Genomic DNA, 26,473 nt, shown 5'->3' with positions numbered 1-26,473 from the left:
ACGGACAGTAGAAGACCCCCTCACCTATGAGCACATTGCAACTGAGTCTGGCCATCGTGGGCGGCCTGGTGCTGGCCCTGATCGTTGCCTACAACACCTGGACGTCGCGCCGCAACGCTCCCAAGCGCGCCTTGCCGCAGGAGCCCGAGCTGGCCGCCGGCATCGCGGACCCGGCCCTGCGCCAGGAACCCGGCTTTGATGGCACCGCGGTGGCCGTGCCGGGCGACGCATTCCAGGACCTGGACCGCGGCCTGGAGCCCGCCGACGGCCATGCCGTGGACCTGAGCGAAGCGCTGCAGATGCCCGTGCCGCCGCTGTCGGCCGAGCGCCGCCTGGGCCTGGACCCGCTCATCGACGTGATTGCCGGCCTGCAGGTCGAGCATGTGGTGTCTGGCGACGCCGCGCTGGCCGCGCTGCCGCCCACGCGCCGCGCCGGCAGCAAGCCGTTTGCCATCGAAGGCCTGAACGAGGCTACCCAGCAGTGGGAGACGCCCGCCGCCGGCCAGCGCTACCAGAGCTTCCAGGCGGGCGTGCAGCTGGCCAACCGCATGGGCGCGCTCAACGAGATCGAGTTCTCCGAATTCGTGATGAAGACGCAAGGCTTTGCCGACGCGATCAACGCCGCGCCGGACTTCCCCGACATGCTGCAGGAGGTGGCCCGCGCCCGCGAGCTGGACCAGTTCGCCAGCGAGCACGACGCGCAGCTGATGTTCATGCTGCGCGCCCGCCAGGCCGCCTGGAGCCCCGGCTACGTGCAGCAAAACGCCGCGCGCCTGGGCTTTGTGCCCGGCGCCATGCCCGGGCGCCTGGTGCTGCCCGTGTCCACGCCCGGCCTGCCGCCGCTGCTGACCCTGGGCTACGACACCCAGGCCGCTCTGGCCGAGGACCCGGACCAGTCCGCCATCCGCGACATCACCCTGAGCCTTGACGTGCCGCAGGTCTACCGCACGGAACAGCCCTTCACCCGGCTGCGCGACGTGGCTGCAGCGCTGTGCCAGGCCATGGACGGCGTGCTGTGCGACCAGAACGGCACCCCGCTGCCCGCCATGGCCATGGAGCCCATCGCCGCCGACCTGGAGCTGCTCTACGACCAGCTGGACGGCCGGGACTTGTCCGCAGGGTCGGCGCTGGCGCGCAGGCTCTTCAGCTGAGTGGCCGTGGTACGGGGGGCGAGCGCCGCGCCGGTGCGGCGGGCCAACGAAGCCGACCACCGCGCCGTCAGGGCGCTGTACCGCGAACTGCGTCCGCAGGACCCGGACCTGGGTGACGACGCGTCCTTGCAGCTGTTCCGCGCGGTGCTCCACTCGCCGCAGGCCAGGCTGGTGGTTGCGCTGGACGGCGGCGAAGTCGGTGCCACGTGCATGCTGGCCTTGCTGCCCAATTTCGCGAGCGCGGGCCAGCCCATCGGCGTCATTGAGCACGTGATCACCGGCGAGCGATTTCGCCGACGGGGCCTGGCGCGTGCGGCGCTCGCGTTCGCCCTGGACGAGGCCTGGGCCATGGACTGCTGCAAGGTGATGCTGCTCTCGGGGGCGCAGCGGGCGCAAGCCCATCGGCTCTACGAATCCGTCGGGTTTGTGGGGGGACGGGAACTGGGTTTCGTCCAAAAGAATCCCAGCGGGGGCCACCATGACTGAGCAATCCGACCTTTTTTCGGCTGCAGCGCAGACCAGCCAAGCGCAGGCAGCTACCAAAATTGCAGCACTGCGGGCGCAGCTCAACACCTGGGCGCACCAGTACTACGTGCTGGACGCGCCCTCCGTGCCCGATGCGGAGTACGACCGCGCCTTCCGCGAACTGCAGGCGCTGGAAGCCGCGCACCCCGACCTCATCACCCCCGATTCGCCCACGCAGCGGGTGATCGGCGCGGTGATGGAGGGGCTGACGCCCGTGCGGCACGCCGTGCCCATGCTCAGCATCCACACCGAAACCGACACCGAGGCCACCGGCGCGCAGGCGTTTGACACGCGGGTGCGCCGCGAGCTGGGCCTGGCGCCGGCCGACCCGCCGGTCGAATACGTGGCGGAGCCCAAGTTCGACGGCCTGGCCATGAGCCTGCGCTATGAAAACCGCCGCCTGGTGCAGGCCGCCACGCGCGGCGATGGCGAGGTGGGCGAGGACGTGACGCACAACATCCGCACCATCCGGCAGATCCCGCTGACCCTGCCGGACGGCGTGCCGCCGCTCTTGGAGGTGCGCGGCGAGGTGTACATGCGCCGGGCCGACTTTGACGCGCTGAACGAACGCCAGCGCGAGCAGGGCGGCAAGACCTTTGTGAACCCGCGCAACGCGGCGGCGGGCGCGGTGCGCCAGCTGGACTCGGGCATCGCGGCCCAGCGGCCGCTGAGCTTTTTTGCCTATGGCGTAGGCGCCATCACTCCGGCAGGCGAGGGCGGGCCCGTGTTCCGCACCCACTACGAGCTGCTGCAGACCCTCAAATCGTGGGGTTTTCCGGTCGCAGCCCAGGTGCAGATTGCGCAAGGCGCTATGGAATTGGTAGCGTATCACCAGCAGGTGGGCGCCAGCCGCGACGCGCTGCCCTATGACATCGACGGCGTGGTCTACAAGGTGAACTCGCTGCAGCTGCAGCGCGACCTGGGCTTCAAGACCCGCGAGCCGCGCTGGGCCGTGGCGCACAAGTACCCCGCGCAGGAGATGGCCACGCGGGTGGAGGGCATCGACGTGCAGGTGGGCCGCACCGGCAAGATCACGCCTGTGGCGCGGCTGGCGCCGGTGTTCGTGGGCGGCGTCACGGTGACCAACGCCACGCTGCACAACCTGTTCGAGATCCGCAAGAAGGGCGTGCGCGTGGGGGACACCGCCATCGTGCGCCGTGCGGGCGACGTGATCCCCGAGGTGGTGGGCGTGATGCCCGGCAACCGCACGGACTATGTACCCAACTTCCGCATGCCCAAGACCTGCCCCGTGTGCGGCAGCGCCGTGGTGCGTGAGAAGGGCGAGGCCAACCACCGCTGCACCGGCGGGCTGTTCTGCGCCGCGCAGCGCAAGGAGGCGATCCTGCACTTTGCCGCGCGCCGCGCCATGGACATCGAGGGCCTGGGCGACAAGCTGGTGGACCAGCTGGTGGACCAGGGCGTGATCCGCACGCTGCCCGACCTGTACCGGCTGGGCCTCGCCTCGCTGGTGGCGCTGGAGCGCATGGCCGAGAAATCGGCGCAGAACGTGCTAGCCGCGCTGGAGAAATCCAAGCAGACCACGCTGCCGCGCTTCCTGTTCGGCCTGGGGCTGCGCCATGTCGGCGAAGCCACCGCCAAGGACCTGGCGCGGCACTTTGGCACGCTGGACGCCATCATGGATGCCAGCGTGGACGAGCTGCTGCAGGTGAACGACGTGGGCCCCGTGGTGGCGCAGGCCATCCACACCTTCTTCGAGCAGCCCCACAACCGCGAGGTGGTGGAGCAGCTGCGCGCCTGCGGCGTGACCTGGCCCGAAGGGGCGCCGGCCGAGCGCGCGCCCCAGGTGCTGGCGGGCAAGACCGTGGTGCTCACGGGCACGCTGCCCACGCTCAGCCGCGACGCGGCCAAGGACTTGCTCGAGGCGGCCGGCGCCAAGGTGGCCGGCTCGGTGAGCAAGAAGACCAGTTATGTCGTGGCCGGTGCCGAAGCCGGCAGCAAGCTGGCCAAGGCCGAGGAGCTGGGTGTGCCGGTGCTCGACGAAGCCGGCATGCTCGCCCTGCTGGCGGCCGGCCCGGACCTGTGAGGTTTTATTGATGCGCAATTCTTGGGTGCAATCGGTCCGGGCGCGTGCCGGGGCCGGACTCCGCGGGCTGGCCGCCGGGCTGGCCTGGATCCCGCGCCCCGTGCGGCGCGTGCTGCTGTGGGGCGTGCTGGCGCTGCCGGCCATCGTTCTGGCCTACACCCTGGTGCTGCTGCCGCTCACCCCCTCGGTGGCCGACATCCGCAAGGCCAAGAGCGAGCTGCCGGCGCAGCTGCTGTCGGCCGACGGCAAGCTGCTGGCCGAGTACCGCTGGGCCAACCGCGAATGGGTGGAGCTGGACAAGATCTCGCCCCATGTGGTGGATGCCCTGATCGCCACGGAAGACCACCGCTTCTACGACCACTTCGGGCTGGACTGGAAGCGCACGGCCTCCTCGGTGGTGCTCACGCTGCGGGGCGACCCGCAGGGCGGCTCCACCATCACGCAGCAGCTGGCGCGCAACCTCTTTCCGGACGAGATCGGCCGCTCGCGCGTGTTCCCGCAGGCGCTCACGCGCAAGCTCAAGGAGGCGATCACCGCGCTGAAGATCGAGGCTTCGTACTCCAAGGACGAGATCCTGGAGACCTACCTCAACACCGTGCCGTTCCTCTACAACGCCTACGGCATCGAGATGGCCGCGCGCACGTACTTCGACAAGTCGGCCGACAAGCTCAACGTGCTGGAAAGCGCCACGCTGATCGGCATGCTCAAGGGCACGGCGTACTACAACCCCGTGCTCAATCCCGAGCGCGCCCGCGCCCGCCGCAACACGGTGCTCTCGCAGATGGTCAAGCGCGGCAAGCTCGACGAGAAAGAGTTCGAGGCGCTGCAAAAACGCCCGCTGCGCGTCAATTTTGAGCGTCAGACCGAGGTCATGGGGCCTGCGCCGCACTTCGCCATCCAGCTGCGCAAGCAGCTCATCGACTGGGCCGACAGCCATGGCTACAGCCTGTACGCCGACGGGCTGGTGATCCGCACCACCATTGATTCGCGCCTGCAGGCCATCGCCAACCAGGCCGTGGCCCACCAGGGCAAGCAATTGCAGGCCGTGGCCGACGCCGCCTGGAGCCGCCGCGATGGCTGGAATGCCGCCAACGAGCTGGTGCAGACCCTGGTGCGGGAAAGCGCCGAGTACCGCGCCGCCGTGGACAAGGGCGAGGCGCCCGAGGATGCGCTCAAGGCCCTGCTGGCCGACGATGCCTTTTTGCAGAAGCTGCGCACCGAGAAAACGCGCGTGCAGGCCGGCTTCCTGGCGCAAGACCCGGTCAACGGCCATGTGCTGGCGTGGGTGGGCAGCCGCGACTTTGCCCTGGACCCGTTCGACCACGTGCAGGCCGCGCGCCGCCAGCCGGGCTCCACCTTCAAGCCCTTTGTCTATGGCGCCGCGTTTGCCAAGGGCGCCTCGCCCGAAGACACGCTGATGGACACGGCCGTGGAAATCCCCCTGGGCGGCGGCCGCGTGTGGCGGCCCACGGACGGGCGCGCGCCCAGCGAGGAGCCGATGACCCTGGCCGACGGCCTGGCGTTCTCCAAGAACACCATCACCGCCCAGGTCATGCAGCAGGTGGGGCCCGCCCGCGTGGCCGAGGTGGCCCGCGCCCTGGGCGTGCGCCAGTCGCCGCTGGAGGAGGTGCCCTCGCTCGCGCTGGGCACCAGCCCGGTCACCCTCAAGGAGATGGTGACGGCCTACTGCTCCATCGTGAACCTGGGGCGCTATGTGGAGCCGGTGCTGATCACGCGCATCGAGGACCGCGATGGCAAGGTGCTGGAGACCTTTGCCGAATCGACGCCCCAGGAAGTGTTCGACCCGCGGGCCGCGCAGACGCTGCGCAACACCATGCGCGGGTCGGTGGACCGCGGCACGGCCGCCGCCATCCGCACGCGCTACGGCATCCAGGCCGACGTGGCCGGCAAGACCGGCACCACGCAAGACAACACCGACGGCTGGTTCATCCTCATGCATGCCCGCGTGGTGGCGGGCGCCTGGGCGGGCTTCAACGACGGCCGCGTCACGCTGCGCAGCGATGCCTGGGGCCAGGGCGCCCGCAGCGCGCTTCCCATGGTGGGGGAGTTCATGCAGCAGGCCTTGCGCGCCAAGGTGGTCAGTGCCGGTGACCGCTTTGTGGACGAGTTTGCCGAGGCGCCGCCGCAGCCGTCGCCGCCGCCTGCAGACGCCTCGCTGGGCAGCATGCGCGAATGGATTCGCGGCCTGTTCCGCACGGACCCCGCACCCCAGCCCGCGCCGCCGCCATGGCCGCTGGGGCCCGCGCCCCAGGCGCCCCCGGGGGGCGGCCAGCACGGCCTGCCGCCCTCCACCTATGACCCCGGCCGGCCTCCGCCGCCTGCCGAGGAGCGCGTGGGCGGCTGAGCACCGCGCCACGCTGCGCAAGGTGCGCAGCATGCAAAGGGCGCGGCCTGGCACTTTTTTGCTGGCGTGCCCGCCAGCGCGCCGCTAGCATGCGCGCCGGTGTGGGGTGGCGGCTGCGCCCGGCGCGCGGCCGGGCAGGCTGCGGGCCGGGGCCTGCGGTGTGTGCGCTGCGCGCCCAGCCTGTCCCTGTCTGTGCAAGTCTTTTGTCCTTCCCGCCTTTTCCATGACTTCTTGTCCCTTCCGTTCGTCGCGGCTGGCCCTGGCCGTGGCCACCTGCGTTCTATGCTGTGCTCCGCTGTCCAGCCGGGCCGCCGATATCCGCATGACCCCGCCACCCGGGGGTGCCGTGGTCGTGACTGACTCCGCCACCCAGTCGGTGCGCTTCCGGGTGGACGACAGCGGCGGCGTGCGCGCCCCCGGACTGGTGGCGGCGCCGGCCCAGGGCACCTTGCTGTGCTTTGACGGCACCAGCGGCACGCTGGGCCAATGCTCTGCCGGCGTGGCCACGGGCGCCGTGGGGCCCACTGGTGCCACGGGTCCGGCAGGTCCCGCCGGCGCTGCGGGAGCCGCCGGATTGCCCGGCGCCCCAGGCCCCACCGGGCCTGCCGGCGCTGCGGGAGCCACCGGAGCGGCAGGCGCCCAGGGACCGGCCGGCGCTGTGGGGCCTGCGGGGCCTCAAGGCCCCCAGGGCCCGGCCGGCTCGATGGGGGTGTACGGCGATGGCTCGGGCGGCGCGTTCACGGTGTTGCCGGGTGCCAACCTGGACCTCACGACTGCCAGCGGCTTCAACAGCCTGGCCGGGCGCCACCACCTGCAGTTCACCACCATCCAGGTGGATGGATCGCTGAAGGTCCCCAGCGGAACGGTGCTGCGCGCCACGGGCGACGTCACGATCTCCGGCACCGTCACCGTGGCGGAGGGGGCCGGTGTCAGCAGCGGGGCGGCGCCGCACCCGGGCATTGCGCTGTCGGCCGCGGGGGCATCGCAGGGTGGCACGGGGCTGCCGCCGTTGACGGCTTCGCTCATGAAAAAGGCGCCCGCTGCGGCGGGCGGGGCGGGCTACCGGCCCAACGCATCGAACACGGGTGGCGAGGGCGGCGGCTCCCTGGTCATCCTGGCCGGGGGCAAGGTCACGATCTCGGCCTCGGGCGCGGTCGATGCCAGCGGCCGCAATGCCTCCAACGCGCCCACGCCCGGCGTGGATGCGGCCGGGGCGGGCGGCGGGGGCGGCGGCGTGATCATCGTGGCCTCGGCCAACAGCATCGTGGTGAGCGGGGCGCTGCGCGCCAATGGCGGGGCGGGAGCCCCGGGCGTCAACGGCAACACCGGCAACATCCAGGGCGCCGGAGCGGGCGGGGGCGGCGGTGGCGGCATCGTGCACCTGATCGCCCCCGCGGCGCCGAGCATCACGGGCACGGCGCAGGTCAATGGCGGCCCTGCCGGCGTCGATGATCTCACTGGCACCCTGGCCGTCGCTGGCGGCGGGGGCGGCGCCAGCGGTGGGCAGGGCGGCAGCGGAGGGCTGATGAGCAGCGGCGTGCCGCAGTCTGCGCAAGCCGGCAGCAGCGGCTACGTGTTCACGACCGTGGTGCCGACGCCGGCGGATCTGTTCCTGCCCTGAGACCTTGAGCAGGTTCTGGTCCGGGCGGGCTCACTCGATGTCGATGCAGTGCAGCCCGAAGGCGCCGGCCTTGCGGTCGGCAAAGTAGGCTTCCAGTGTTTCCTTGACGGTGCGGAACGCGATCTCGTCCCAGGGCACTTCCTCCTCGTGGAAGAGCCGCGCCTCGATGGTTTCGTACCCCGGGTTGAACTGGTCGCTGAGCAGGGTGGCCTGGTAGAACAGGTGCACCTGCCCGACCCGGCGCACGTTCAGCAGGCTGAACAAGGGGCCCATGCGGATCTGGGCGCCGGCTTCTTCGTCGGTCTCGCGCGCGGCGCCCTGGGCCGTGGTCTCGTCCAGCTCCATGAAGCCTGCCGGCAGCGTCCACTTGCCCCACCGCGGCTCAATGTTGCGCTTGCACAGCAGCACGCGGCCATCGGGCATCACCGGCACCGTTCCCACCACGTTGAGCGGGTTCTCGTAGTGCACCGTGTTGCAGGCCGGGCAGACGGCGCGCTGCTTGGTGTCGCCGTCGTCGGGCAGGCGGTAGACCACGGCGGTGCCGCAGGCGCGGCAGTGTTTGATGGGGCTGCGGAAGGTCATTCAGAGAGTTTGAATAAAAATGGCCTCCAACGCTTGCGCCATAAGCGCTGAAAGCTATTAAAATTATAGCATTCGGCCCACGCTGGGCCGGTGCGGCCGTTACACCACGTTCAGCCGCAGCGTGCCCAGCCCGTCAATGCCGCCCTCCAGCACATCGCCGCGCACCACGGCGCCGACGCCCTCGGGCGTGCCGGTGTAGATGAGGTCGCCCGGCTGCAGCTCCCACGCGGCCGAGAGGTGCTCGATGGTCTCGGCGATGTTCCAGATCAGCTGCGCGACCGTGCTGCGCTGGCGATCGGCTCCGTTGACCTGGAGCCAGATGGCCGCGCGCGACACGTCACCCGCCTGGGCCGCCGGGGTGATGGGGCCAATGGGCGCGCTGGCGTCGAAGCCCTTGCCGATGCACCAGGGGCGGCCTTGCTTCTTCATGTCGTTCTGCAGGTCGCGGCGGGTCATGTCCAGGCCCACGGCGTAGCCGTAGATGTGCGACAGCGCGTCGGCGGCGGCAATGTTCTTGCCGCCCTTGCCGATGGCCACCACCAGCTCGATCTCGTGGTGCAGGTTGGCCGTGAGGCTCGGGTACGGCAGGGGCACGGTCTCGCCCTGCGGCACCACGACGATGGCGTCGGCAGGCTTCATGAAGAAGAAGGGCGGCTCGCGGCCTGTAAACCCCATTTCCTTGGCGTGCTCTTCGTAATTGCGGCCCACGCAGTAAATGCGGTGCACAGGAAAGCGGTCGCCGCTGCCCACGATAGGCACGCTGGCCACCGGGGCGGGAGAAAACACGTAGCTCATGTCCGTCGGTCTTTCGGGTTGGGCCTGCGCCGGGCGCAAACGCGGGCAGGCCAGGAATGAAGGGCTGGATTTCGTCGGGGCGCGGGCGCCCCCGGCGCAGTGTGCCATGGCTGCGGGCCGCGCGCCGGGGAGCGCTACACTCGCGCCCATGGCACAGAGCTTCGACTTCCACAACACGCCGGGCCACCTGGTGCGCCGTGCGCACCAGCGAACCGTTGCGCTATTCATGGAGGAGACGGCCGGCTTCGACGTGACGCCGGTGCAGTTTGCCATCCTGCACGAGCTGCTGGCCCGCCCCGGCGAAGACCAGGTGACCGTGGCCTCGCGCGTGGCCTTCGACGCGGCCACGTCGGGCTCGGTGATCGGCCGGCTGGAAAAGCGCGGCTGGGTGCGCCGCGAGCCGGACACGCGGGACCGGCGCCGCAAGCTGCTGTGGATCACGCCCGAGGGCGAAGTGGCCGCGCTGCAGATGCGCGACGCGGCCCAGCGGGTGCAGGAACGGCTGATGGCCCCGCTCAATGCGCAGGAGCGCAGCGACCTCATGCAGCTGCTGCACCGCGTGGTGTACCAGCACCAGGACCCCGCCGGCGCCTCGGGCGCCTGAGCGCTTCGTTGCCTGCGCGCAGCGCAGCAGCCGCCGCCCCGCGCCTGCCTGCGTGCCCGGCCCTTCCTTTTCACCGCAACCCTGGGTTTCGCCATGCAGCTCTACAACTACTTCCGTTCTTCCGCGTCCTTTCGCGTGCGCATCGCCTTGCAGATCAAGGGCCTGGACTACGACTACCTGCCCGTGCACCTGGTCAAGGGCGAGCACAAGGCGCCCGCGTATGCCAGCCGGGTGGGCGACGCCCTGGTGCCCACGCTGGTGACCGACGAGGGGGCGGCGCTCACCCAGTCCATGGCCATCATCGAATACCTGGACGAGACCCACCCCACGCCAGCGCTGCTGCCGGCCACGCCCCTGGCCCGCGCGCGGGTGCGGGCACTGGCCCAGATGGTGGCCTGCGAGATCCACCCCATCAACAACCTGCGCGTGCTCAAGTACCTGGTGCGCGAGCTGCAGGTGGAAGAAGACGCCAAGAACACCTGGTACCGGCACTGGGTGCGCAGCGGGCTGGAAGCCTTCGAGCGCCAGCTGGCGCTGCTGGCGCAGGAGCGCGCCGCGCAGGGCCTGGCGCCGTCCGTGCTGTGCTGGGGCGACACGCCCACGCTGGCCGACTGCTGCCTGGTGCCACAGATCTTCAACGGCCAGCGCTTCAACGTGAACCTGGACCAGCTGCCGCTCACGATGGGCGCATTCGAGGCCTGCATGGCGCTGCCCGCATTCCAGCGCGCGCAGCCCTCGGCCTGCCCGGACGCCGAGGCCTGATGGACGCGTCCGCGCCGGCGCCGGCACCTCTGGCCCCTGCCGACTGGATCCAGCCGGACTGGCCCGCGCCGCCCGGTGTGCAGGCCCTGTGCACCACGCGGGCGGGCGGCGTGAGCGCCGCGCCCTACGACAGCCTGAACCTGGGCAGCCACGTGGGCGACGACCCCGGGGCCGTGCGCGCCAATCGCGCGCGCCTGCAGGCCACCCTGCAAGAGCTGGCGCCCGGCACGCGGCCGGTGTTCCTGGACCAGGTCCACGGCGACGGCGTGGTGCACCTGGACACCACCACCCCCGACGGCATGAAGGCCGATGCCTGTACCGCAGCCACGCCCGGCGTGGCCTGCACCATCATGGTGGCCGACTGTCTGCCGGTGCTGTGGGCCCACCGCTCAGGCGCCGTGGTGGCGGCGGCCCACGCCGGCTGGCGCGGGCTGGCCGGCACCGGAGGGCAGGGCGTGCTGGAGTCGGTGTTTCAGCGTTTTCAGGCCCTGGCGCAGGATGGATCTGCGCAAGCAGCTATCAAAACAGGAGCATATTTGCCCGCTGCCGCGGAGGCTGCAGACGTCCTGGTCTGGCTGGGCCCGTGCATCGGCCCCCAGGCTTTCGAGGTGGGGGCCGAGGTGCGGGACGCTTTCTGCCGCGACGACCCGGGCGCCCAAGCATGTTTCGTGGCCCGGCCGCGGGTGCCAGGCAAATACCTGTGCGACCTGGCGGGCCTGGCGCGGCGCCGGCTGCAGGCGCTGGGCGTCACGCACATCTACGGCAACGACGGCACCGGCGCCTGGTGCACGGTCACCAACGCCTCACGGTTCTTTTCGCACCGGCGGGATGCCGCTGCCCTCGGCGGCAGCGGGCGGCTGGCCGCCTGCATCTGGCGCACCTGAGGCCACGGCGGCCGCGGTGCCCGCTGCGGCGGCGGCCTGCTCGGCGTCGTAGGCCGCCTGTTCCGCCGCCTCGCGCGCCTTGATGGCCCGCTTGCGCGACGGCGTGCCCAGGATGTACACCAGGATGCCCATGGGCAGCGCTCCGTAGAGCGCGAACGTAAAAAACGCGCCCAGCAGCGTGCCCGTGGGACTGGCGGCCTCGGCCACCGCCATCATGAGCGTGACGTAGGTCCAGGCAATGACGATGAGGTACATTGGTTTGCGTTCACTGCACGTGTTGTGATTCCGTTGCCAGGCGCCGGGGCGTCGGCAACAATGAATCCGAAAGAGAGCCTGCCCGCCGGCCTGGCCGGAGCGGGCGCCCCGTCACCGAGGAAAGAGCATGCATTCTGAATCACCCTGGGCAGAAGGCGCCCAGCAGTTCCAGCAGATTTTCGGCCAAACCTGGGCCCACGCGCTGCAATCGCTCCAGAAGATGGACCTGGGTGGCGCGCTGCCTCCCGCCTCCGCCGTCAAGCTCTCGCCCGACAAGCTGAAGGCCCTGCAGCAGCAGTACCTCCAGGAGGCGCAGGCGCTGTGGACGCAGGGCCTGCAGGGCGCCCCCGAGATCAAGGACAAGCGCTTTGCCGGTGAAGGCTGGGCCAGCAATCCCGTGGCGGCCTTCTCCGCAGCGGCTTATTTGCTCAACGCCCGCACGCTGATGGGCCTGGCCGACGCGGTCGAAGCCGACGAGAAGACCAAGGCGCGCATCCGCTTCGGCGTGGAGCAATGGATGGCCGCCATGGCCCCCAGCAACTTCCTGGCCTTCAACGCCGAGGCGCAGAAAAAGGCCATCGAGACCAAGGGCGAAAGCATTGCCTTGGGGCTGAAGAACCTGTGGCACGACATCTCGCAGGGCCATGTGTCCATGACGGACGAGAGCCTGTTCGAGGTGGGCCGCAACGTGGCCACCACCGAGGGCGCCGTGGTGTACGAGAACGAGCTGTTCCAGCTGCTTGAATACAAACCCCTCACGGCCAAGGTGTACGAACGGCCGTTCCTGCTGGTGCCGCCGTGCATCAACAAGTTCTACATCCTGGACCTGCAGCCCGAGAACTCGCTCATCCGCTACGCGGTGGAGCAGGGCCACCGCACGTTCGTGGTGAGCTGGCGCAACCCCCACGAAGACCTGGGCCACAAGACCTGGGACGACTACGTGGAAGACGGCGCCATGGCCGCCATCGACGTGGTGCAGAACATCACCGGCGCCGAGCAGATCAACGCTCTGGGCTTTTGCGTGGGCGGCACCATCCTGAGCAACGCCCTGGCCGTGCTGGCCGCGCGTGGCGACGAGCCGGTGGCCAGCGCCACCTTCCTGACCACGCTGATCGACTTTGCGGACACTGGCATCCTGGACGTGTTCATCGACGAGGCCTTCGTCAAGTTCCGCGAGATGCAGATGGGGCAGGGTGGGCTGATGAAGGGCCAGGATCTGGCCTCCACCTTCAGCTTCCTGCGTCCCAACGACCTGGTGTGGAACTACGTGGTGGGCAATTACCTCAAGGGCGAAACCCCGCCGCCCTTTGACCTGCTGTACTGGAACAGCGACAGCACCAACCTGCCCGGCCCGTTCTACGCCTGGTACCTGCGCAACTTCTACCTGGAGAACAACCTCGTCCAGCCCGGCAAGCTCACCGTGTGCGGTGAAAAGATGGACCTGGGCCAGCTCACGATGCCGGTGTACATCTACGGCTCGCGCGAGGACCACATCGTGCCGGCCACGGCCGCGTATGCGTCCACCCAGGTGCTGCCCGGCAAGAAGCGGTTTGTGATGGGCGCCTCGGGCCACATCGCGGGCGTGATCAACCCGCCCGCCAAGGGCAAGCGCAGCCACTGGATGCGCGCCGACGGCAAGTTCCCTGCCACGCTGGACCAGTGGCTCGAAGGCGCCACCGAACACCCCGGCAGCTGGTGGACCGACTGGTCGCAGTGGCTCAAGGGCCACGCGGGCAAGCAGATTGCCGCACCCAAGAGCTACGGCAAAGGCGCCAAGTTCAAGGCCATCGAGCCCGCGCCGGGCCGCTACGTCAAAGAGAAGGCCTGAGGCCCCGGCCGGGTACGCAGAAACCCTGGTATGGAACAGTGCGGATCTTCCGCGCTGCGAGAATCCGAACCAGCAACCCATCAACCACAAGGACATTCCATGGAAGACATCGTCATCGTTTCGGCCGCCCGCACTGCCGTGGGCAAGTTTGGTGGCGCCCTGGCCAAGACGCCCGCGACCGAGCTGGGCTCCATCGTCATCCGCGAAGCGATTGCGCGCGCGGGCTTGCAAGCCGACCAGATCGGCGAGGTCATCATGGGCCAGGTGCTCGCGGCAGGCGTGGGCCAGAACCCTGCGCGCCAGGCCTCGATAAAGGCCGGCGTGGCCAAGGAAACCCCGGCGCTGACCATCAACGCCGTCTGCGGCTCGGGCCTGAAGGCCGTGATGCTGGCGGCCCAGGCGGTGGCCTGGGGCGACAGCGAGATCGTGGTGGCCGGCGGCCAGGAGAACATGAGCCTGGCACCGCACGTGCTCAACGGCTCGCGCGAAGGCCAGCGCATGGGCGACTGGAAGCTGGTCGACACCATGATTGTGGACGGCCTGTGGGACGTGTACAACCAGTACCACATGGGCATTACCGCCGAGAACGTGGCCAAGCAATACGGCATCACCCGCGACATGCAGGATGCGCTGGCCCTGGCCAGCCAACAGAAGGCGGCCGCTGCCCAGGACGCGGGCAAGTTCGTGGATGAAATCGTGGGCGTGACCCTTCCGCAGAAGAAGGGTGACCCCATCGTCTTCAACGCCGACGAATACCTCAACCGCAAGACCAATGCCGAAGCCCTGGCGGGTCTGCGCCCGGCCTTCGACAAGGCCGGCAGCGTGACGGCTGGCAACGCTTCGGGCATCAACGACGGCGCCGCTGCCGTGGTGGTGATGACGGCCAAGAAGGCTGCGGCGCTGGGCCTCAAGCCGCTGGCGCGCATCGCTTCGTTCGGCACCTCGGGGCTGGACCCGGCCATCATGGGCATGGGCCCGGTGTCCGCATCGCGCAAGGCGCTGCAGCGCGCGGGCTGGAGCGCCGCCGACGTGGACCTGTTCGAGCTGAACGAAGCCTTTGCCGCCCAGGCCTGCGCCGTGAACAAGGAACTCGCCCTCGACCCCGCCAAGGTGAATGTCAACGGCGGTGCCATCGCCATCGGACACCCCATTGGTGCCTCGGGCTGCCGCATCCTGGTGACGCTGCTGCACGAAATGCAGCGCCGGGATGCCAAGAAGGGCCTGGCCGCCCTGTGCATCGGGGGCGGCATGGGAGTAGCGCTGGCGCTGGAACGCTGACGCGCTGGCTGCCCCGCAGCACGCTCGCCCCGAAAGCCGCGCATGGGCGCGGCTTTTTTGCGTCCGTCCTTGCACCTTTTGGCGCCGCTGATCGACGCCGCTTTTCCATGCCCCAAGACGGGGCGCAGACCCGCGTGCACGGGCTGCGCACCGGCGTCAGCGCCACGCCATGATGTGTGTCAAACGTGTGACGCATGCCGATATGTCAAAAAGGAAAGGGGTTCAGTGTTTTCCTCCACGGCAGTGGCCTGTTTCTTGGGTAGAGTGGCTGCTGAGACGTTAACCAACAAGGAGAAATCACATGAGCCAGAAAGTCGCGTATGTCACGGGCGGCATGGGGGGCATCGGCACAGCCATCTGCCAGCGCCTGCACAAGGAAGGCTTCAAGGTCATCGCCGGCTGCGGCCCCACGCGCGACCACGCCAAGTGGCTGGCCGAGCAGAAGGCGCACGGTTTCACCTTCTATGCATCGGTGGGCAATGTGGGCGACTGGGACTCGACGGTGGAAGCGTTCACGAAGGCCAAGAACGAGCATGGCCCCATCGATGTGCTGGTGAACAACGCCGGCATCACGCGAGACCGGATGTTCCTCAAGATGTCCCGCGAGGACTGGGATGCCGTCATCGAGACCAACCTCAACAGCATGTTCAACGTCACCAAGCAGGTGGTGGCAGACATGGTGGAAAAGGGCTGGGGCCGCATCATCAACATCAGCTCGGTCAACGGCGAAAAGGGCCAGGCCGGCCAGACGAACTATTCGGCTGCGAAGGCCGGCATGCATGGTTTTTCGATGGCGCTGGCGCAGGAGCTGGCCACCAAGGGCGTCACCGTCAACACCGTGAGCCCCGGCTACATCGGAACGGACATGGTCAAGGCCATCCGCCCCGACGTGCTGGAAAAGATCGTCTCCACCGTGCCGGTGAAGCGCCTGGGCGAGCCCAGCGAGATTGCCTCCATCATCGCCTGGCTGGCCTCCGAAGAAGGCGGCTATGCCACGGGCGCCGACTTCTCGGTGAACGGCGGCCTGCACATGGGTTGATGGGTTTGGGATCCTCTTGACCGATGCGTGCAGAGGATCCCTTGCAGTGCCGCCCCGCGGCGCCTCGGCGCCCCAAGCAAAAGACCCCGCAATGCGGGGTCTTTTTTGTCAGGGAACTGCCGGGACGAAACCGGGTCTTCGCAGTTGGAACTTGATCCAGCGCCGCAGCAAATCAGCCAGCGAAGCCATTATTTGGCATGGTTCCTGCTTGTGTTGGGTGGCGGCACAGCCCAGGGCAGGAACTTGCAAGTCGCGCTTCTCAGAAGCGGGCCGGAGCGCGCTTGCGATCGCGTTCGTCTTCGGGCCAAGCGGACAAGATTGCAGTGGTGTTCATGGTGGAAAAACTCCTGTGATGTACCCACAACGCAGGCCATTGCGCGGCCGTTGACAGTGTTTCGCAAAAAAAAGCAACGGCACGTGCCCGAATGTGAAGCCTTGAATTTGCTATCGTTTATGTAGCGCTTTGCGCTGCTGGTACAAGCGCAAAGTGCCAAAACGATGGGCAGAAAAATACAAGAAATTACACTTCAGCCGGCCGCCTGGGCAGAAATTTCTTCCAGCGCCTCTGAAATTTCGAGCCAGCGTTCTTCCAGCTGCGCGGTTTCGTCCTGGCCGGTCTTGAGGCGGCGGCCGCACTCCGCAATGTCGGCGGGCGGCAGCGGTTCGGTCAGCCGATGCTCCAGTTCGGTGCGCTCCGCGGTCAGGGCCGCGAGGCGCTTGTCGATCTGTTCCAGCTCTTTTTTCAGCGGGCGGGTCTTCTCGGCCAGTTGCTGGCGGGCCTGCGCGTCCAGCTTGCGTTGCTCGCGCTGGTCACGGGCCGGGGCTGTCGGGACGGGGGCTGCTGCAACGGGTGCCGGTGTCGGAGCAGGGGCGGCCGCGGCTGGTGCTGGCGGGGGGGATGCCGCCGCAGCCTGCTGCTGCTCGGCAAGGCGGGCCTCTTCGCGCAAGCGCCGCGATTCCTCCAGCAGGTAGCGCTGGTAATCGTCCAGGTCACCGTCGAACGGTCCCACCACGCCGCGGCCCACCATCCAGAAGTCTTCGCAGACCGAGCGCAGCAGCGCCCGGTCGTGGCTGACCAGCATCACCGTGCCATCGAAGTCGTTGAGCGCCATGGCCAGGGCCTCGCGCGTGGCCAGGTCCAGGTGGTTGGTGGGCTCGTCCAGCAGCAGCAGGTTGGGGCGCTGCCAGACGATCATGGCCAGCACCAGGCGGGCCTTTTCGCCGCCGCTCATGGTGCCTACGGCCTGCTTGACCATGTCGCCCGTGAAATTGAAGCTGCCCAGGTAGCTGCGCAGGTCCTGTTCGCGGCTGGGCTGCTTGGCGTCGGGACCCAGCTCCTTCGCCAGGCGGATCATGTGCTCCAGCGGGTTTTCCGCCGGGCGCAGCACGTCCAGCTCCTGCTGGGCAAAGTAGCCGATGTTCAGCCCCTTGCCCTCGGTGATGCTGCCAGCCAGCGGCTTCATGGTGCGGGCGATGGTCTTGACCAGCGTGGATTTGCCCTGGCCATTGGCGCCCAGGATGCCGATGCGTTGGCCGGCCAGCACGGAGCGGTTGACGCCGGTGAGGATGGTGGTCGGCGTGCCGTCTTCGTCCAGGTAGCCGAACGACGCGTCGCTGATGGCCAGCATCGGGTTGGGCAGGTTGGCGGGCTCCTTGAACTCGAAGGTGAAGTCGGCCTCGGCCAGGACGGGCGCGATCTTCTCCATGCGGTCCAGCTGCTTGACGCGGCTCTGGGCCTGCTTGGCCTTGCTGGCCTTGGCCTTGAAGCGGTCGATGAAGCGCTGCAGGTGCGCCATCTTTTCCTGCTGCTTGGCGTAGCTGGCCTGCTGCAGTTCCAGCTGCTGCGCGCGCAGTTCCTCGAACTTGCTGTAGTTGCCGCCGTAGCGGGTCAGCTGGCCGCTCTGAATCTGCAAGGTGACGTTGGTGACCGCGTCCAGGAACTCCCGGTCGTGGCTGATGACGATCATGGTGCCCGTGTAGCGCTTGAGCCAGGACTCCAGCCAGACCAGGGCGTCCAGGTCCAAGTGGTTGGTCGGCTCGTCGAGCAGCAGCAGATCGCTGGGGCACATCAGGGCACGGGCCAGCTGCAGCCGCATGCGCCAGCCGCCCGAGAAGCTGTTGACAGGGTGGTTCAGCTCGCTGGCGCGAAAGCCCAGGCCCAGGATCAGCGCCTGCGCGCGGGCAACGGCATCGTGCGCGCCGGCATCGTGCAGGTCGGAGTAGGCATGGGCGATGGCCATGCCGTCGTCGCTGGCCTCGGCCTCGGCCAATTGGCGCTGCACCTCCGTGAGGCGGGTGTCGCCCTCCAGCACGAACGCGGTGGCTGGCTGGTCGGTTTCGGGCATGTTCTGCGCGACTTCGGCCATCCGCCAGCTGGACGGGATGTGGAAGTCCCCGCCGTCTTCGTGCAGCTTGCCGCTGAGCAGTGCGAACAGGCTGGATTTGCCGGCGCCATTGCGCCCGACCAGGCCCACGCTTTCGCCGGGGTTGATGGTGGCGGACACGCTGTCGAGCACGACTTTCGTGCCCCGCCGCAGGGTAACGTTCTTGAGGGTGATCATGGGAGACCAGAAAAAGCACACCCGCGCAAGGCGGGTGGCATGCATGCGAAAACAATGCGCAGGCCGGAACGGCCGCAATCGGGGCCGCCCGGGGCGGCCTGCAGGGGCTCTATTGTGCCGTGAGCCGGGCGTAGGCCGCCAGCGCCTCGCGGGTGACCAGCAACACCTGGTCTTCGCCCGCGCTCGTGTCCAGCCAGAAGACGGGCAGCTGGGCGAAGGCCGTTTCGAAATGGGCGCGCTCGTTGCCGATCTCCAGCACCATCACGGCGCCCTCGCTCATGCAGGCGGGGGCCTGTGTAAACAGCCGGCGCACAAAGTCCATGCCATCCGTACCGCCGGCCAGCGCGAGTTCCGGCTCGGCACGGTACTCGGCCGGCAGGGCGGCCATGCTGGCGGCGTTCACATACGGCGGATTGCAGAGGATCAGGTCCCACGGGCCGGGCAGGGCGCTGAGGCCATCGGACAGCTGCAGCCGGATGCGGTCCTGCAGGCCGTGGCGGGCCACGTTGATCTGCGCGACGGCCAGGGCGTCGGGCGAGATGTCTGCGCCGGTCACTTGCACCTCGGGCCAGGCCATGGCGGCCAGCACGGCCAGGCTGCCGTTGCCGGTGCACAGGTCCAGCACCTGCCGGGTGCGGTCGCTCAGGAATTCATCCACGCCGCCGTCCACCAGCAGCTCGGCAATGAAGCTGCGGGGCACGATGGCGCGCTCGTCCACGTAGAACGGCACGCCTTGCAGCCAGGCCTCGCGCGTGAGGTATGCGGCGGGCTTGCGGCTGGTGATGCGTTCTTCAAACAAGGCGGCCACCAGTGCCTGGTCGGCGGGAGTGACGGGCTGGTCTTTCAGGGAACCGGGCGCGTCCGAGAGGTCGCTGTCCAGCGGCAGGCCCAGGCGCCACAGCACCAGCCAGGCGGCCTCGTCGTGGGCGTTGGTGGTGCCGTGGCCAAAGGAGACGCCGGCATCCGCCAGGCACTGGGCACCCGAGGCGACGAGCGCGCCCACCGTGGCGCCCGCGGGCAGGGCAGCGGGCTGCGGTGCGGCGGCGCTCATGCGGGCTCCGATCCGCCGGCCTGGCGTTCGGCCTGGGCCTGCAGGTTCTCCAGCGTGCGCCGGTAGATGTTCTTGAGCGGCTCGATGTCGGCCACCACCACGTGCTCGTCGATCTTGTGGATGCTGGCATTGGGCGGCCCCAGCTCGATGACCTGCGGGCAGATCCGGGCGATGAAGCGGCCGTCGCTGGTGCCCCCGGTGGTGGACAGCTCGGTGGTCAGCCCCGTTTCGGCGGCAATGGCCTGCTGCACGGCATGGACCAGCTCGCCCGGGGTGGTGAGGAAAGGCTCGCCCCCCAGGGTCCAGCGCAGGTCGTATTCCAGCCCGTGGCGGTCCAGCACCGCGTGCACGCGCTGCTTGAGGTCTTCGGCCGTGGATTCGGTGGAGAAGCGGAAGTTGAAGTCCACCACCACGTCCCCGGGAATCACATTGGTGGCGCCGGTGCCGCCGTGGATGTTGCTGATCTGCCAGCTGGTGGGCGGGAAGAAGGCGTTGCCCGCGTCCCAGGCGGTGGCGGCCAGTTCGGCCAGGGCGGGCACGGCCTGGTGGATGGGATTGCGCGCCAGTTGCGGGTAGGCGATGTGGCCCTGGATGCCCCGCACCGTGAGCTTGCCGCTGAGGGTGCCGCGGCGCCCGTTCTTGATCATGTCGCCGGTTTTCTCGACCGAGGTCGGCTCGCCCACGATGCAGTAGTCCAGCCGTTCGGCGCGCGCCTGCAATTGCTCCACGACCACCTTGGTGCCGTCCACCGACGGGCCTTCCTCGTCACTGGTCAGCAGGAAGGCCAGGTTCAGCAGCGGCGCGGGCGTGGCGGCCAGAAACTCCTCCACCGCAACCACGAACGCGGCGATGGAGGTCTTCATGTCGCTGGCCCCGCGGCCAAACAGGCGGCCGTCCCGGTGGGTGGGCACGAACGGGTCGCTGCTCCATTGGGCCAGCGGGCCGGTGGGCACCACATCGGTATGGCCGGCAAACACTATGGTTTTGATAGCTGGTTGCGCTTGTCCAGCAAGCGCTACAGGCCTTTTTGCCCACAAATTGCTGACGCGGAAGTCCGCCGGGCCGCTGTCCATGCGCTCACAGGTGAACCCCAGCGGCGCGAGCCGTGCCGCCAGCAGCTCAAGGCAGCCCGCGTCGTCAGGGGTGGTGGAGGGCAGGGAAATCAGCTGTTCAGCCAGATGCAGGGTGCGGGACATGGGTGGGCAGGGCGTAGAAAAAGGGTTGCGGAACATGCGCAGCATGCCGGGCGGCGCGGCAGCCTTCGCACGGCCCGGCAGGCGAGGCCGCGCCAGCGCCGTCCGCAGCGGGGCCGGGGTTCTCCCGTGGGGGCGGTGGTGAAGCGGCGCTCAGGGGGAATCTCACCCCGCCGGCTTCACGTCCAGCACGATTTCCGTGAACGAGGGCAGATCGTCGGGCGCATCGCGGGCCTCCTTCTGGGCTTTGGCGGCCTTGGCCGCCAGCGAGAAGTCGTTTTGCAGGCGCCACATCAGGTTGGTGGGCGAGTCGGCGTAGGCCAGGCCTTCCTTGCGGTCGATCTTGCCGTCCTTGATCAACACGGCCAGGGCCTCCTCGAAGGTCTGCGAGCCCTCGGCCATGGACTTTTCCATGGCTTCGCGGACGCCGGAGAAATCGCCCTTTTCCACCAGCTCGGACACGAGCTTGGAGTTGAGCATGACCTCCACGGCCGGCACCCGACCACCGTCGGACTTGCGCACCAGCCGCTGGGACACCACGGCCTTGAGCGCCGAAGCCAGGTCGCCCAGCATGGTGGGGCGCACTTCCACCGGGTAGAAGGACAGGATCCGGTTGAGCGCGTGGTAGCTGTTGTTGCCGTGCAGCGTGGCCAGGCACAGGTGGCCGGACTGCGCGTAGGCAATGGCGGCCGACATGGTTTCGCGGTCGCGGATTTCGCCGATCAGGATCACGTCGGGCGCCTGCCGCAGGGCGTTCTTCAGGGCCGTCTGCAGCGACTGGGTGTCGCTGCCGATCTCGCGCTGGTTGACGATCGACTTCTTGTTGCGAAACTGGTACTCGACCGGGTCCTCGATGGTCAGGATGTGCCCCGTGAGCGCCTCGTTGCGGGTGTCGATCATCGAGGCCAGGGTGGTGCTCTTGCCCGACCCCGTGGCACCCACCACCAGGATGAGCCCGCGCTTTTCCATGATCAGGTCGCGCAGCACCGGCGGCAATCCCAGCGACTCGAACTCGGGGATCTGCTGGGAGATGAAGCGGACCACCACCGCGTAGCTGCCACGCTGGCGCATGGCGCTGATACGGAAGCGGCCGACCCCGGTGATGGGCACGCCCATGTTGAGCTCGCCGGTTTCCTCCAGCTCTTCCACACGGTCGGGGGGCACCACTTCGGACAGCAGGTTGCGCGGGGCGTCCGGTGGCAGGATCTGGTTGTTGATCGGTATGCACTCGCCGTTGATTTTGATCAGCGCCGGGGCATTGGCCGACAGATAGACATCGGAAGCCTTTTTCTCGGCCATCAGGCGAAGAATCCGTTCCATCGTGCTCATGGGGTGTCCCTCCGAATCATGGGCTCTTCTTCGGCCCTGGAAAACGGGCACCCGCCTGGAGCGGCCCCCGCACGCACGGGCCGCGCGGCCGCACAGGCGGCGCCGGGCTGGTGCGGGCGGGGCGTGGCAGCAGGGCCGCCGCTCGGCAGGGGGGTGTCGTTCATTTAGTCGCGCAGCAGGTCGTTGATGCTGGTCTTGGAGCGCGTCTGGGCATCCACCTGCTTGACGATGATGGCGGCGTACATGCTGTAAGGCGCACCGTTGGCGGCCGTCTTGGGCAGGTTGCCGCTCACCACCACCGAGCCGGCGGGCACGCGGCCGTAGCTGATCTCGCCAGTGGCGCGGTTGAAGATGGGCGTGCTCTGGCCCAGGTACACGCCCATGCCCAGCACCGAGTTTTCCTCGACGACCACGCCTTCGACCACTTCGGAGCGGGCGCCGATGAAGCAGTTGTCTTCAATGATGGTGGGGCCGGCCTGCAGCGGCTCCAGCACGCCGCCAATGCCCACGCCGCCCGACAGGTGCACGCCCGCGCCGATCTGCGCGCACGAGCCCACGGTGGCCCAGGTGTCGACCATGGTGCCTTCGCCCACGTAGGCGCCGATGTTCACGTACGAGGGCATCAGGATCGCGCCCTTGGCGATGAAGCTGCCGCGGCGCGCCACGGCCGGGGGCACCACGCGCACGCCAGTGGCCTTCATCTCGTCTTCGGACAGGTGGGCGAACTTGGTCTGCACCTTGTCATAAAAACCCAGGTCGCCCGCCTTGACGACTTCGTTGTCCTTCAGGCGGAACGACAGCAGCACAGCCTTCTTGATCCACTGGTGCACGGTCCACTGGCCCACGCCCTGGCGCGTGGCCACGCGCAGCGTGCCATTGTTCAGCTCGGCAATCACCTGCTCGACAGCGTCCTGCACTTCCTTGGGAGCTGCGGCGGGCGAGAGGCTGGCGCGGTTGTCCCAGGCGTTGTCGATGATGGTTTGCAATTGTTGGGTCATGGTGTGGTCTGTCAGGCAGTACGGGATTGGATGAATTGCACGATGCGCAGCGCGGCTTCCACGCATTCTTCGGCTTCGGCCACCAGGGCCATGCGCACGCGCTGGGCGCCAGGATTGCTGCCCTGGGCCTCGCGGGCCAGGTAGCTCCCAGGGAGCACCGTGACATTGTATTGAGCCAGGAGTGCCCGTGCGAACTCGGCGTCGTCCATTCCCAGGGCATCGGGGACCTTGGCCCACAGGTAGAAACCGGCGTCGGGCAGCGCCACGTCCATGACGCCGGCCAGCAAGGGCGTGACCTGCGCAAACTTCTTGCGGTACAGCGTGCGGTTTTCCACCACGTGCTGCTCGTCGCCCCAGGCCGCGATGCTCGCCGCCTGGATCACCGGGCTCATGGCGCTGCCGTGGTAGGTGCGGTACAGCAGAAAGGCCTTGATCAGGGCCGCATCGCCCGCCACGAAACCGCTGCGCATGCCCGGCACATTGCTGCGCTTGGACAGGCTGGTGAAGGAAATCAGGTTCTTGTAGTCGCTGCGCCCCAGCTGGTCGGCCGCCTGCAGGCCGCCCAGGGGCGGCTCGTCGCGGAAGTAGATTTCGCTGTAGCACTCGTCCGAAGCGATCACGAAGCCGTAGCGGTCGCTCAGCTCGAAGAGCCGCTTCCACTCGCTCAGCGGCATCACGGCGCCGGTGGGGTTGCCGGGGGAGCACACAAAGAGCAGCTGGGTGCGCTGCCAGACCGTTTCCGGAACGGCGTCCCAGTTGACGGCGAAGTTGCGCGAGGGGTCGCTGGCGGCGTAGCAGGGCTGCGCCCCCGCCAGCAGGGCCGCGCCCTCGTAGATTTGATAGAACGGGTTGGGGCAGACCACCAGCGCCTGCCCTTGCGATGGATCGACGACGGTCTGGGCGAAGGCAAACAGCGCCTCGCGGGAGCCGTTGACGGGCAGCACCTGCGTGGCCGGATTGAGCCCGACCCCATAGCGCCGCTGCAGCCAGCGGGTGAAGGCTTCGCGCAGCGCCAGGTCCCCCGCCGTGGCGGGGTAACTGGCCAGGCCATTCAGGTTGTTACCGAGTGCATCTTTGATGAACTGGGGTGTAGGATGGCGTGGCTCACCCATGCCCAGGCTGATGGGGCCATACGCCGCCGGAGGCGTCACCCCCGCAAAGAGTTGCCGCAGACGCTCGAACGGATAGGGCTGGAGGTGGGAAAGCAGGGGATTCATGGGCCGCCATTATGGGCGATGCCCCCGCCAGGGTTCCCGGGCTGCGGTCTCCTCCCGCGCCCGGTAGCCGTACAACCTGTGGGCCTGTCAATCCTTCGTAAGTGCGCCCCCCTAGATTCGCGCCATTTGACAAGAACGACAGAGGAGACAAGAAGATGCCAGGATTCCTACCGCTGCGCCCGGGGCTTTGGTGGATGCGCAGGTGGCATCTGCCGGGCAAGTTGCTTTCGCTGGCGCTCGCCGTGGCCGCGGCGCTGGCCGTGGCCCTGGCCGGCAGCCCCTGGTGGGCCGTAGCCCTGGCCGCGGGGCTGGTGGCCTATGCGCTCGGGGCGCTGTATGCCAGCCTGCGGGCCGATCTGGCCGGCCTGGCACAGACGGTGGCGCTGACGCAAGGCGGCGACCTGCGCGCCCAGCCCGCCAGCCACTACGGCCAGGACGAGATCGGCGAGATGGCCCGCTCGCTGGACCGCATGGTGCTGGCCCTGTCCTCCATGGTCGCGGACATCCGCAGCAACGCGGCCCTGGTGGCCCATGCCGGGGAAAGCCTGGCCGAGGGCAGCCGCGCCCTGGCGGAGCGCACCGAGCAGCAGGCCGCCAACCTGGAGCAAACCGCCGCCAGCGTGGAGCAGCTGTCGTCCGCGGTGCAGAACAATGCCCAGACGGCGCAGAGCGCGGACGCCCAGGCGGCCCAGGTGCGCGGTGCGGCCGATGTGGGCGCGCAAGCCATGGAACGTGCCGTGCAGTCGGTCGAGGCCATCCAGCAGGGGGCGCGCCGCATGACGGAGATCATCGGCGTGATCGACAGCATCGCGTTCCAGACCAACATCCTCGCCTTGAACGCGGCCGTGGAGGCAGCGCGGGCCGGGGAGCAGGGCCGGGGGTTTGCCGTGGTGGCGTCGGAAGTGCGCATGCTGGCCAAGCGCTCCAGCGACGCGGCCCACGAGATCCGCGAGCTGATCGGCACGTCGGTGAGCCAGGTGGAGACCAGCGCGGGGCTGATCCGCTCTGCGGGCGAGGGCATCTCGGGCATGGCGCGGGGCATTCGCAGCGTGGCGGCAAGCATGAGCGAGATCTCGGAGTCCAGCGCGCAGCAGAGCACGGGCCTGCGCGAGGTGAGCGCCGCGGTGCAGCAGCTCGACCAGATCACCCAGCACAACGCGCAGATGGTGGGGAACGCCGTGTACCAGGCGGAGGCGCTGGAAAGCCGCGCATCCACCCTGTCGCGCGCCGTGTCCGCGTTTCGCCTGCAGCAGGGCACGGCCGAAGAGGCGGTGGCCCTGGTGCGCAAGGCGGTGGGGCTGCACAAGACCACCTCGCGCGACCAATTCCTGCGCAGCATCACCGACAAGCACCAGCCTTACCACGACCGCGACATGTACGTGTTCGTGCTGGACTCGGCGGGCACCTACCTGGCCTTCGGCGGCAACCCGGCCAAGGTGGGCACCCGCGTGCAGGACATACCCGGCATCGCGGGCGACCAGCTGGTGCGGGACATCGTCGCGCAGGCCGACCGCGAATCGGGCTGGGTGGAATACGACATCACCAACCCCGCCACGGGCAGCGTGCAGACCAAGATGTCCTATGTCAGCCGCGTGGGCGATCTGTACGTGGGCTGCGGCGTGTACAAGACGCTCGCGGCGCGCTGACCCGGCCCCTGCGGCGGGCCGCAGGACGGGCGGGCTACCGCGGGCCCGCCGCGCGCCGTTGCCGCGCGCGCTCCAGCGCCGCGGCGATCGCAGCTTGGCGGGATGCCGCAGCGGCGTCGGCCGTGGCCGCTGGGTCGGGCGCGCCGGGGGCGGCCGCAGAGGGGGCCGGTGCTGCTGCCGCGCCACCGGCATCTGCTGCATCGTCCACCACTTCCAGCGGCACCCGTTCGCGGTGCGCCTGGTAGCGCTGGCGCGCCTCCTGGGCCTGTGCGAGGGACCACGCCGCCCAGCCCGTGGCGGAGCCGCTGGTGTTTTCCAGCTGGATGCAGTCCACCGGGCACACGGGAATGCACAGTTCGCAGCCCGTGCAGTACGGCTCGATCACGGTGTGCATCTTCTTGTGGGAGCCGACGATGGCATCCGTGGGGCAGGCCTTGATGCACAGGGTGCAGCCAATGCACCAGGATTCGTCGATCCAGGCCACGGACCGGGGGGCCTCCACCCCGTGCTCTGCACTCAGCGGCAGGGCGGGGCGGCCCGTGATCAGCGCCAGGCGGACAATGCCCTCGGCGCCACCCGGAGGGCACTGGTTGATGGGCGCGGAGTCCTCGGCGATGGCGCGCGCATACGCGGCGCAGTCCGGGTAGCCGCAGCGGGTGCACTGCGTTTGGGGCAGCGCCGCATCGATCCGGGCCGCCAGATCCCCGCGCGCCGCCGCGGCCGGGTGGTGGGCAGAGGGCCAGGG

The 26,473-nt window shown here is 68.8% G+C and carries 22 protein-coding genes; 12 read left to right on the top strand and 10 right to left on the bottom strand.

The features are described 5' to 3' along the window. Window positions 1-26: 26 nt before the first annotated feature. The 5 genes from LWW96_RS22035 to LWW96_RS22015 all read left to right on the top strand — a co-directional run bounded on the left by LWW96_RS22035 (window position 27) and on the right by LWW96_RS22015 (window position 7,706). Entirely contained in the window at window positions 27-1,151 is a 1,125-nt protein-coding gene (locus LWW96_RS22035; RefSeq protein WP_291490013.1) for a cell division protein ZipA C-terminal FtsZ-binding domain-containing protein, read from the top strand. A gap of 6 nt (window positions 1,152-1,157) precedes the next feature. After that, window positions 1,158-1,637, top strand: coding sequence for a GNAT family N-acetyltransferase (locus tag LWW96_RS22030; RefSeq protein WP_291490012.1), 480 nt, complete (start codon window positions 1,158-1,160; stop codon window positions 1,635-1,637). Then, window positions 1,630-3,720 (top strand): NAD-dependent DNA ligase LigA, encoded by a 2,091-nt coding sequence (gene ligA, locus LWW96_RS22025; RefSeq protein WP_291490011.1) that lies wholly within the window; start codon window positions 1,630-1,632, stop codon window positions 3,718-3,720. The genes LWW96_RS22030 and ligA overlap by 8 nt, the downstream gene beginning before the upstream one ends. Before the next feature lie 10 nt (window positions 3,721-3,730). Next, the gene (locus tag LWW96_RS22020; protein ID WP_291490010.1) at window positions 3,731-6,085 is read left to right on the top strand and encodes a transglycosylase domain-containing protein; all 2,355 of its coding nucleotides are present in this window, start codon (window positions 3,731-3,733) and stop codon (window positions 6,083-6,085) included. Window positions 6,086-6,308: 223 nt separating this feature from the next. Next, window positions 6,309-7,706 (top strand): hypothetical protein, encoded by a 1,398-nt coding sequence (locus LWW96_RS22015; protein WP_291490009.1) that lies wholly within the window; start codon window positions 6,309-6,311, stop codon window positions 7,704-7,706. Window positions 7,707-7,736: 30 nt separating this feature from the next. Here LWW96_RS22015 and LWW96_RS22010 read toward each other — a convergent pair whose 3' ends face one another. Next, window positions 7,737-8,288 carry an NUDIX hydrolase gene (locus LWW96_RS22010; protein ID WP_291490008.1) on the bottom strand — a complete coding sequence of 184 codons (552 nt, stop codon included), beginning with the start codon at window positions 8,286-8,288 and terminating at the stop codon, window positions 7,737-7,739. A 99-nt stretch (window positions 8,289-8,387) separates the two neighbouring features. Beyond that, entirely contained in the window at window positions 8,388-9,083 is a 696-nt protein-coding gene (locus LWW96_RS22005) for a fumarylacetoacetate hydrolase family protein (RefSeq protein ID WP_291490007.1), read from the bottom strand. Window positions 9,084-9,231: 148 nt separating this feature from the next. On the opposite strand from LWW96_RS22005, the gene LWW96_RS22000 reads away from it, so the two are divergent. The 3 genes from LWW96_RS22000 to LWW96_RS21990 all read left to right on the top strand — a co-directional run bounded on the left by LWW96_RS22000 (window position 9,232) and on the right by LWW96_RS21990 (window position 11,333). Continuing rightward, entirely contained in the window at window positions 9,232-9,687 is a 456-nt protein-coding gene (locus LWW96_RS22000) for a MarR family transcriptional regulator (protein WP_291490006.1), read from the top strand. A gap of 93 nt (window positions 9,688-9,780) precedes the next feature. Continuing rightward, window positions 9,781-10,449, top strand: coding sequence for a maleylacetoacetate isomerase (gene maiA / locus LWW96_RS21995; protein ID WP_291490005.1), 669 nt, complete (start codon window positions 9,781-9,783; stop codon window positions 10,447-10,449). Further along, on the top strand, window positions 10,449-11,333 hold the full coding sequence (locus LWW96_RS21990) for a laccase domain-containing protein (protein ID WP_291490004.1): 885 nt from the start codon (window positions 10,449-10,451) through the stop codon (window positions 11,331-11,333). The genes maiA and LWW96_RS21990 overlap by 1 nt, the downstream gene beginning before the upstream one ends. Here LWW96_RS21990 and LWW96_RS21985 read toward each other — a convergent pair. Further along, window positions 11,253-11,588 (bottom strand): hypothetical protein, encoded by a 336-nt coding sequence (locus tag LWW96_RS21985; protein ID WP_291490003.1) that lies wholly within the window; start codon window positions 11,586-11,588, stop codon window positions 11,253-11,255. The two genes, LWW96_RS21990 and LWW96_RS21985, sit on opposite strands and share 81 nt — an antisense overlap. Window positions 11,589-11,715: 127 nt before the next feature. Here LWW96_RS21985 and phaC point away from each other — a divergent pair, with 127 nt between their 5' ends. From phaC to phbB, 3 genes are all read left to right on the top strand, one after another. Beyond that, window positions 11,716-13,416, top strand: coding sequence for a class I poly(R)-hydroxyalkanoic acid synthase (gene phaC, locus LWW96_RS21980; protein ID WP_291490002.1), 1,701 nt, complete (start codon window positions 11,716-11,718; stop codon window positions 13,414-13,416). A 99-nt stretch (window positions 13,417-13,515) separates the two neighbouring features. After that, on the top strand, window positions 13,516-14,694 hold the full coding sequence (locus tag LWW96_RS21975) for an acetyl-CoA C-acetyltransferase (RefSeq protein ID WP_291490001.1): 1,179 nt from the start codon (window positions 13,516-13,518) through the stop codon (window positions 14,692-14,694). A 301-nt stretch (window positions 14,695-14,995) separates the two neighbouring features. Beyond that, complete coding sequence (phbB, locus tag LWW96_RS21970; RefSeq protein ID WP_291490000.1) at window positions 14,996-15,733, top strand: acetoacetyl-CoA reductase; 738 nt, start codon at window positions 14,996-14,998, stop codon at window positions 15,731-15,733. A gap of 527 nt (window positions 15,734-16,260) precedes the next feature. Here phbB and LWW96_RS21965 read toward each other — a convergent pair. The 6 genes from LWW96_RS21965 to dapC form a co-directional block, all read right to left on the bottom strand. Further along, entirely contained in the window at window positions 16,261-18,294 is a 2,034-nt protein-coding gene (locus tag LWW96_RS21965; RefSeq protein ID WP_291490043.1) for an ATP-binding cassette domain-containing protein, read from the bottom strand. Between the two features lie 109 nt (window positions 18,295-18,403). Then, window positions 18,404-19,345, bottom strand: coding sequence for a 50S ribosomal protein L3 N(5)-glutamine methyltransferase (gene prmB / locus LWW96_RS21960; RefSeq protein ID WP_291489999.1), 942 nt, complete (start codon window positions 19,343-19,345; stop codon window positions 18,404-18,406). Further along, window positions 19,342-20,541 (bottom strand): succinyl-diaminopimelate desuccinylase, encoded by a 1,200-nt coding sequence (dapE, locus tag LWW96_RS21955; protein ID WP_291489998.1) that lies wholly within the window; start codon window positions 20,539-20,541, stop codon window positions 19,342-19,344. Before dapE ends, prmB begins: the two co-directional genes overlap by 4 nt. 162 nt (window positions 20,542-20,703) lie before the next feature. Then, window positions 20,704-21,867, bottom strand: coding sequence for a PilT/PilU family type 4a pilus ATPase (locus LWW96_RS21950; protein WP_291489997.1), 1,164 nt, complete (start codon window positions 21,865-21,867; stop codon window positions 20,704-20,706). Window positions 21,868-22,031: 164 nt separating this feature from the next. Then, window positions 22,032-22,865: a 2,3,4,5-tetrahydropyridine-2,6-dicarboxylate N-succinyltransferase gene (gene dapD / locus LWW96_RS21945; RefSeq protein ID WP_291489996.1), complete on the bottom strand. Its 834-nt coding sequence runs from the start codon at window positions 22,863-22,865 to the stop codon at window positions 22,032-22,034. Window positions 22,866-22,876: 11 nt separating this feature from the next. Beyond that, window positions 22,877-24,082, bottom strand: a complete 1,206-nt coding sequence (gene dapC / locus LWW96_RS21940) for a succinyldiaminopimelate transaminase (protein ID WP_291489995.1) — start codon at window positions 24,080-24,082, stop codon at window positions 22,877-22,879. A 155-nt stretch (window positions 24,083-24,237) separates the two neighbouring features. Here dapC and LWW96_RS21935 point away from each other — a divergent pair, with 155 nt between their 5' ends. Beyond that, complete coding sequence (locus LWW96_RS21935; RefSeq protein ID WP_291489994.1) at window positions 24,238-25,728, top strand: methyl-accepting chemotaxis protein; 1,491 nt, start codon at window positions 24,238-24,240, stop codon at window positions 25,726-25,728. Between the two features lie 34 nt (window positions 25,729-25,762). On the opposite strand, the gene LWW96_RS21930 is transcribed toward LWW96_RS21935, so the two are convergent. Beyond that, window positions 25,763-26,404, bottom strand: coding sequence for an RnfABCDGE type electron transport complex subunit B (locus tag LWW96_RS21930; RefSeq protein WP_291490041.1), 642 nt, complete (start codon window positions 26,402-26,404; stop codon window positions 25,763-25,765). Window positions 26,405-26,473 lie beyond the last annotated feature (69 nt).

It is taken from the genome of Acidovorax sp., assembly GCF_021287135.1.
GTDB lineage: Bacteria > Pseudomonadota > Gammaproteobacteria > Burkholderiales > Burkholderiaceae_C > Acidovorax.
The sequence above is the reverse complement of the archived record's forward strand: the minus strand, read 5'-3'. Positions and strand labels throughout refer to the sequence as shown.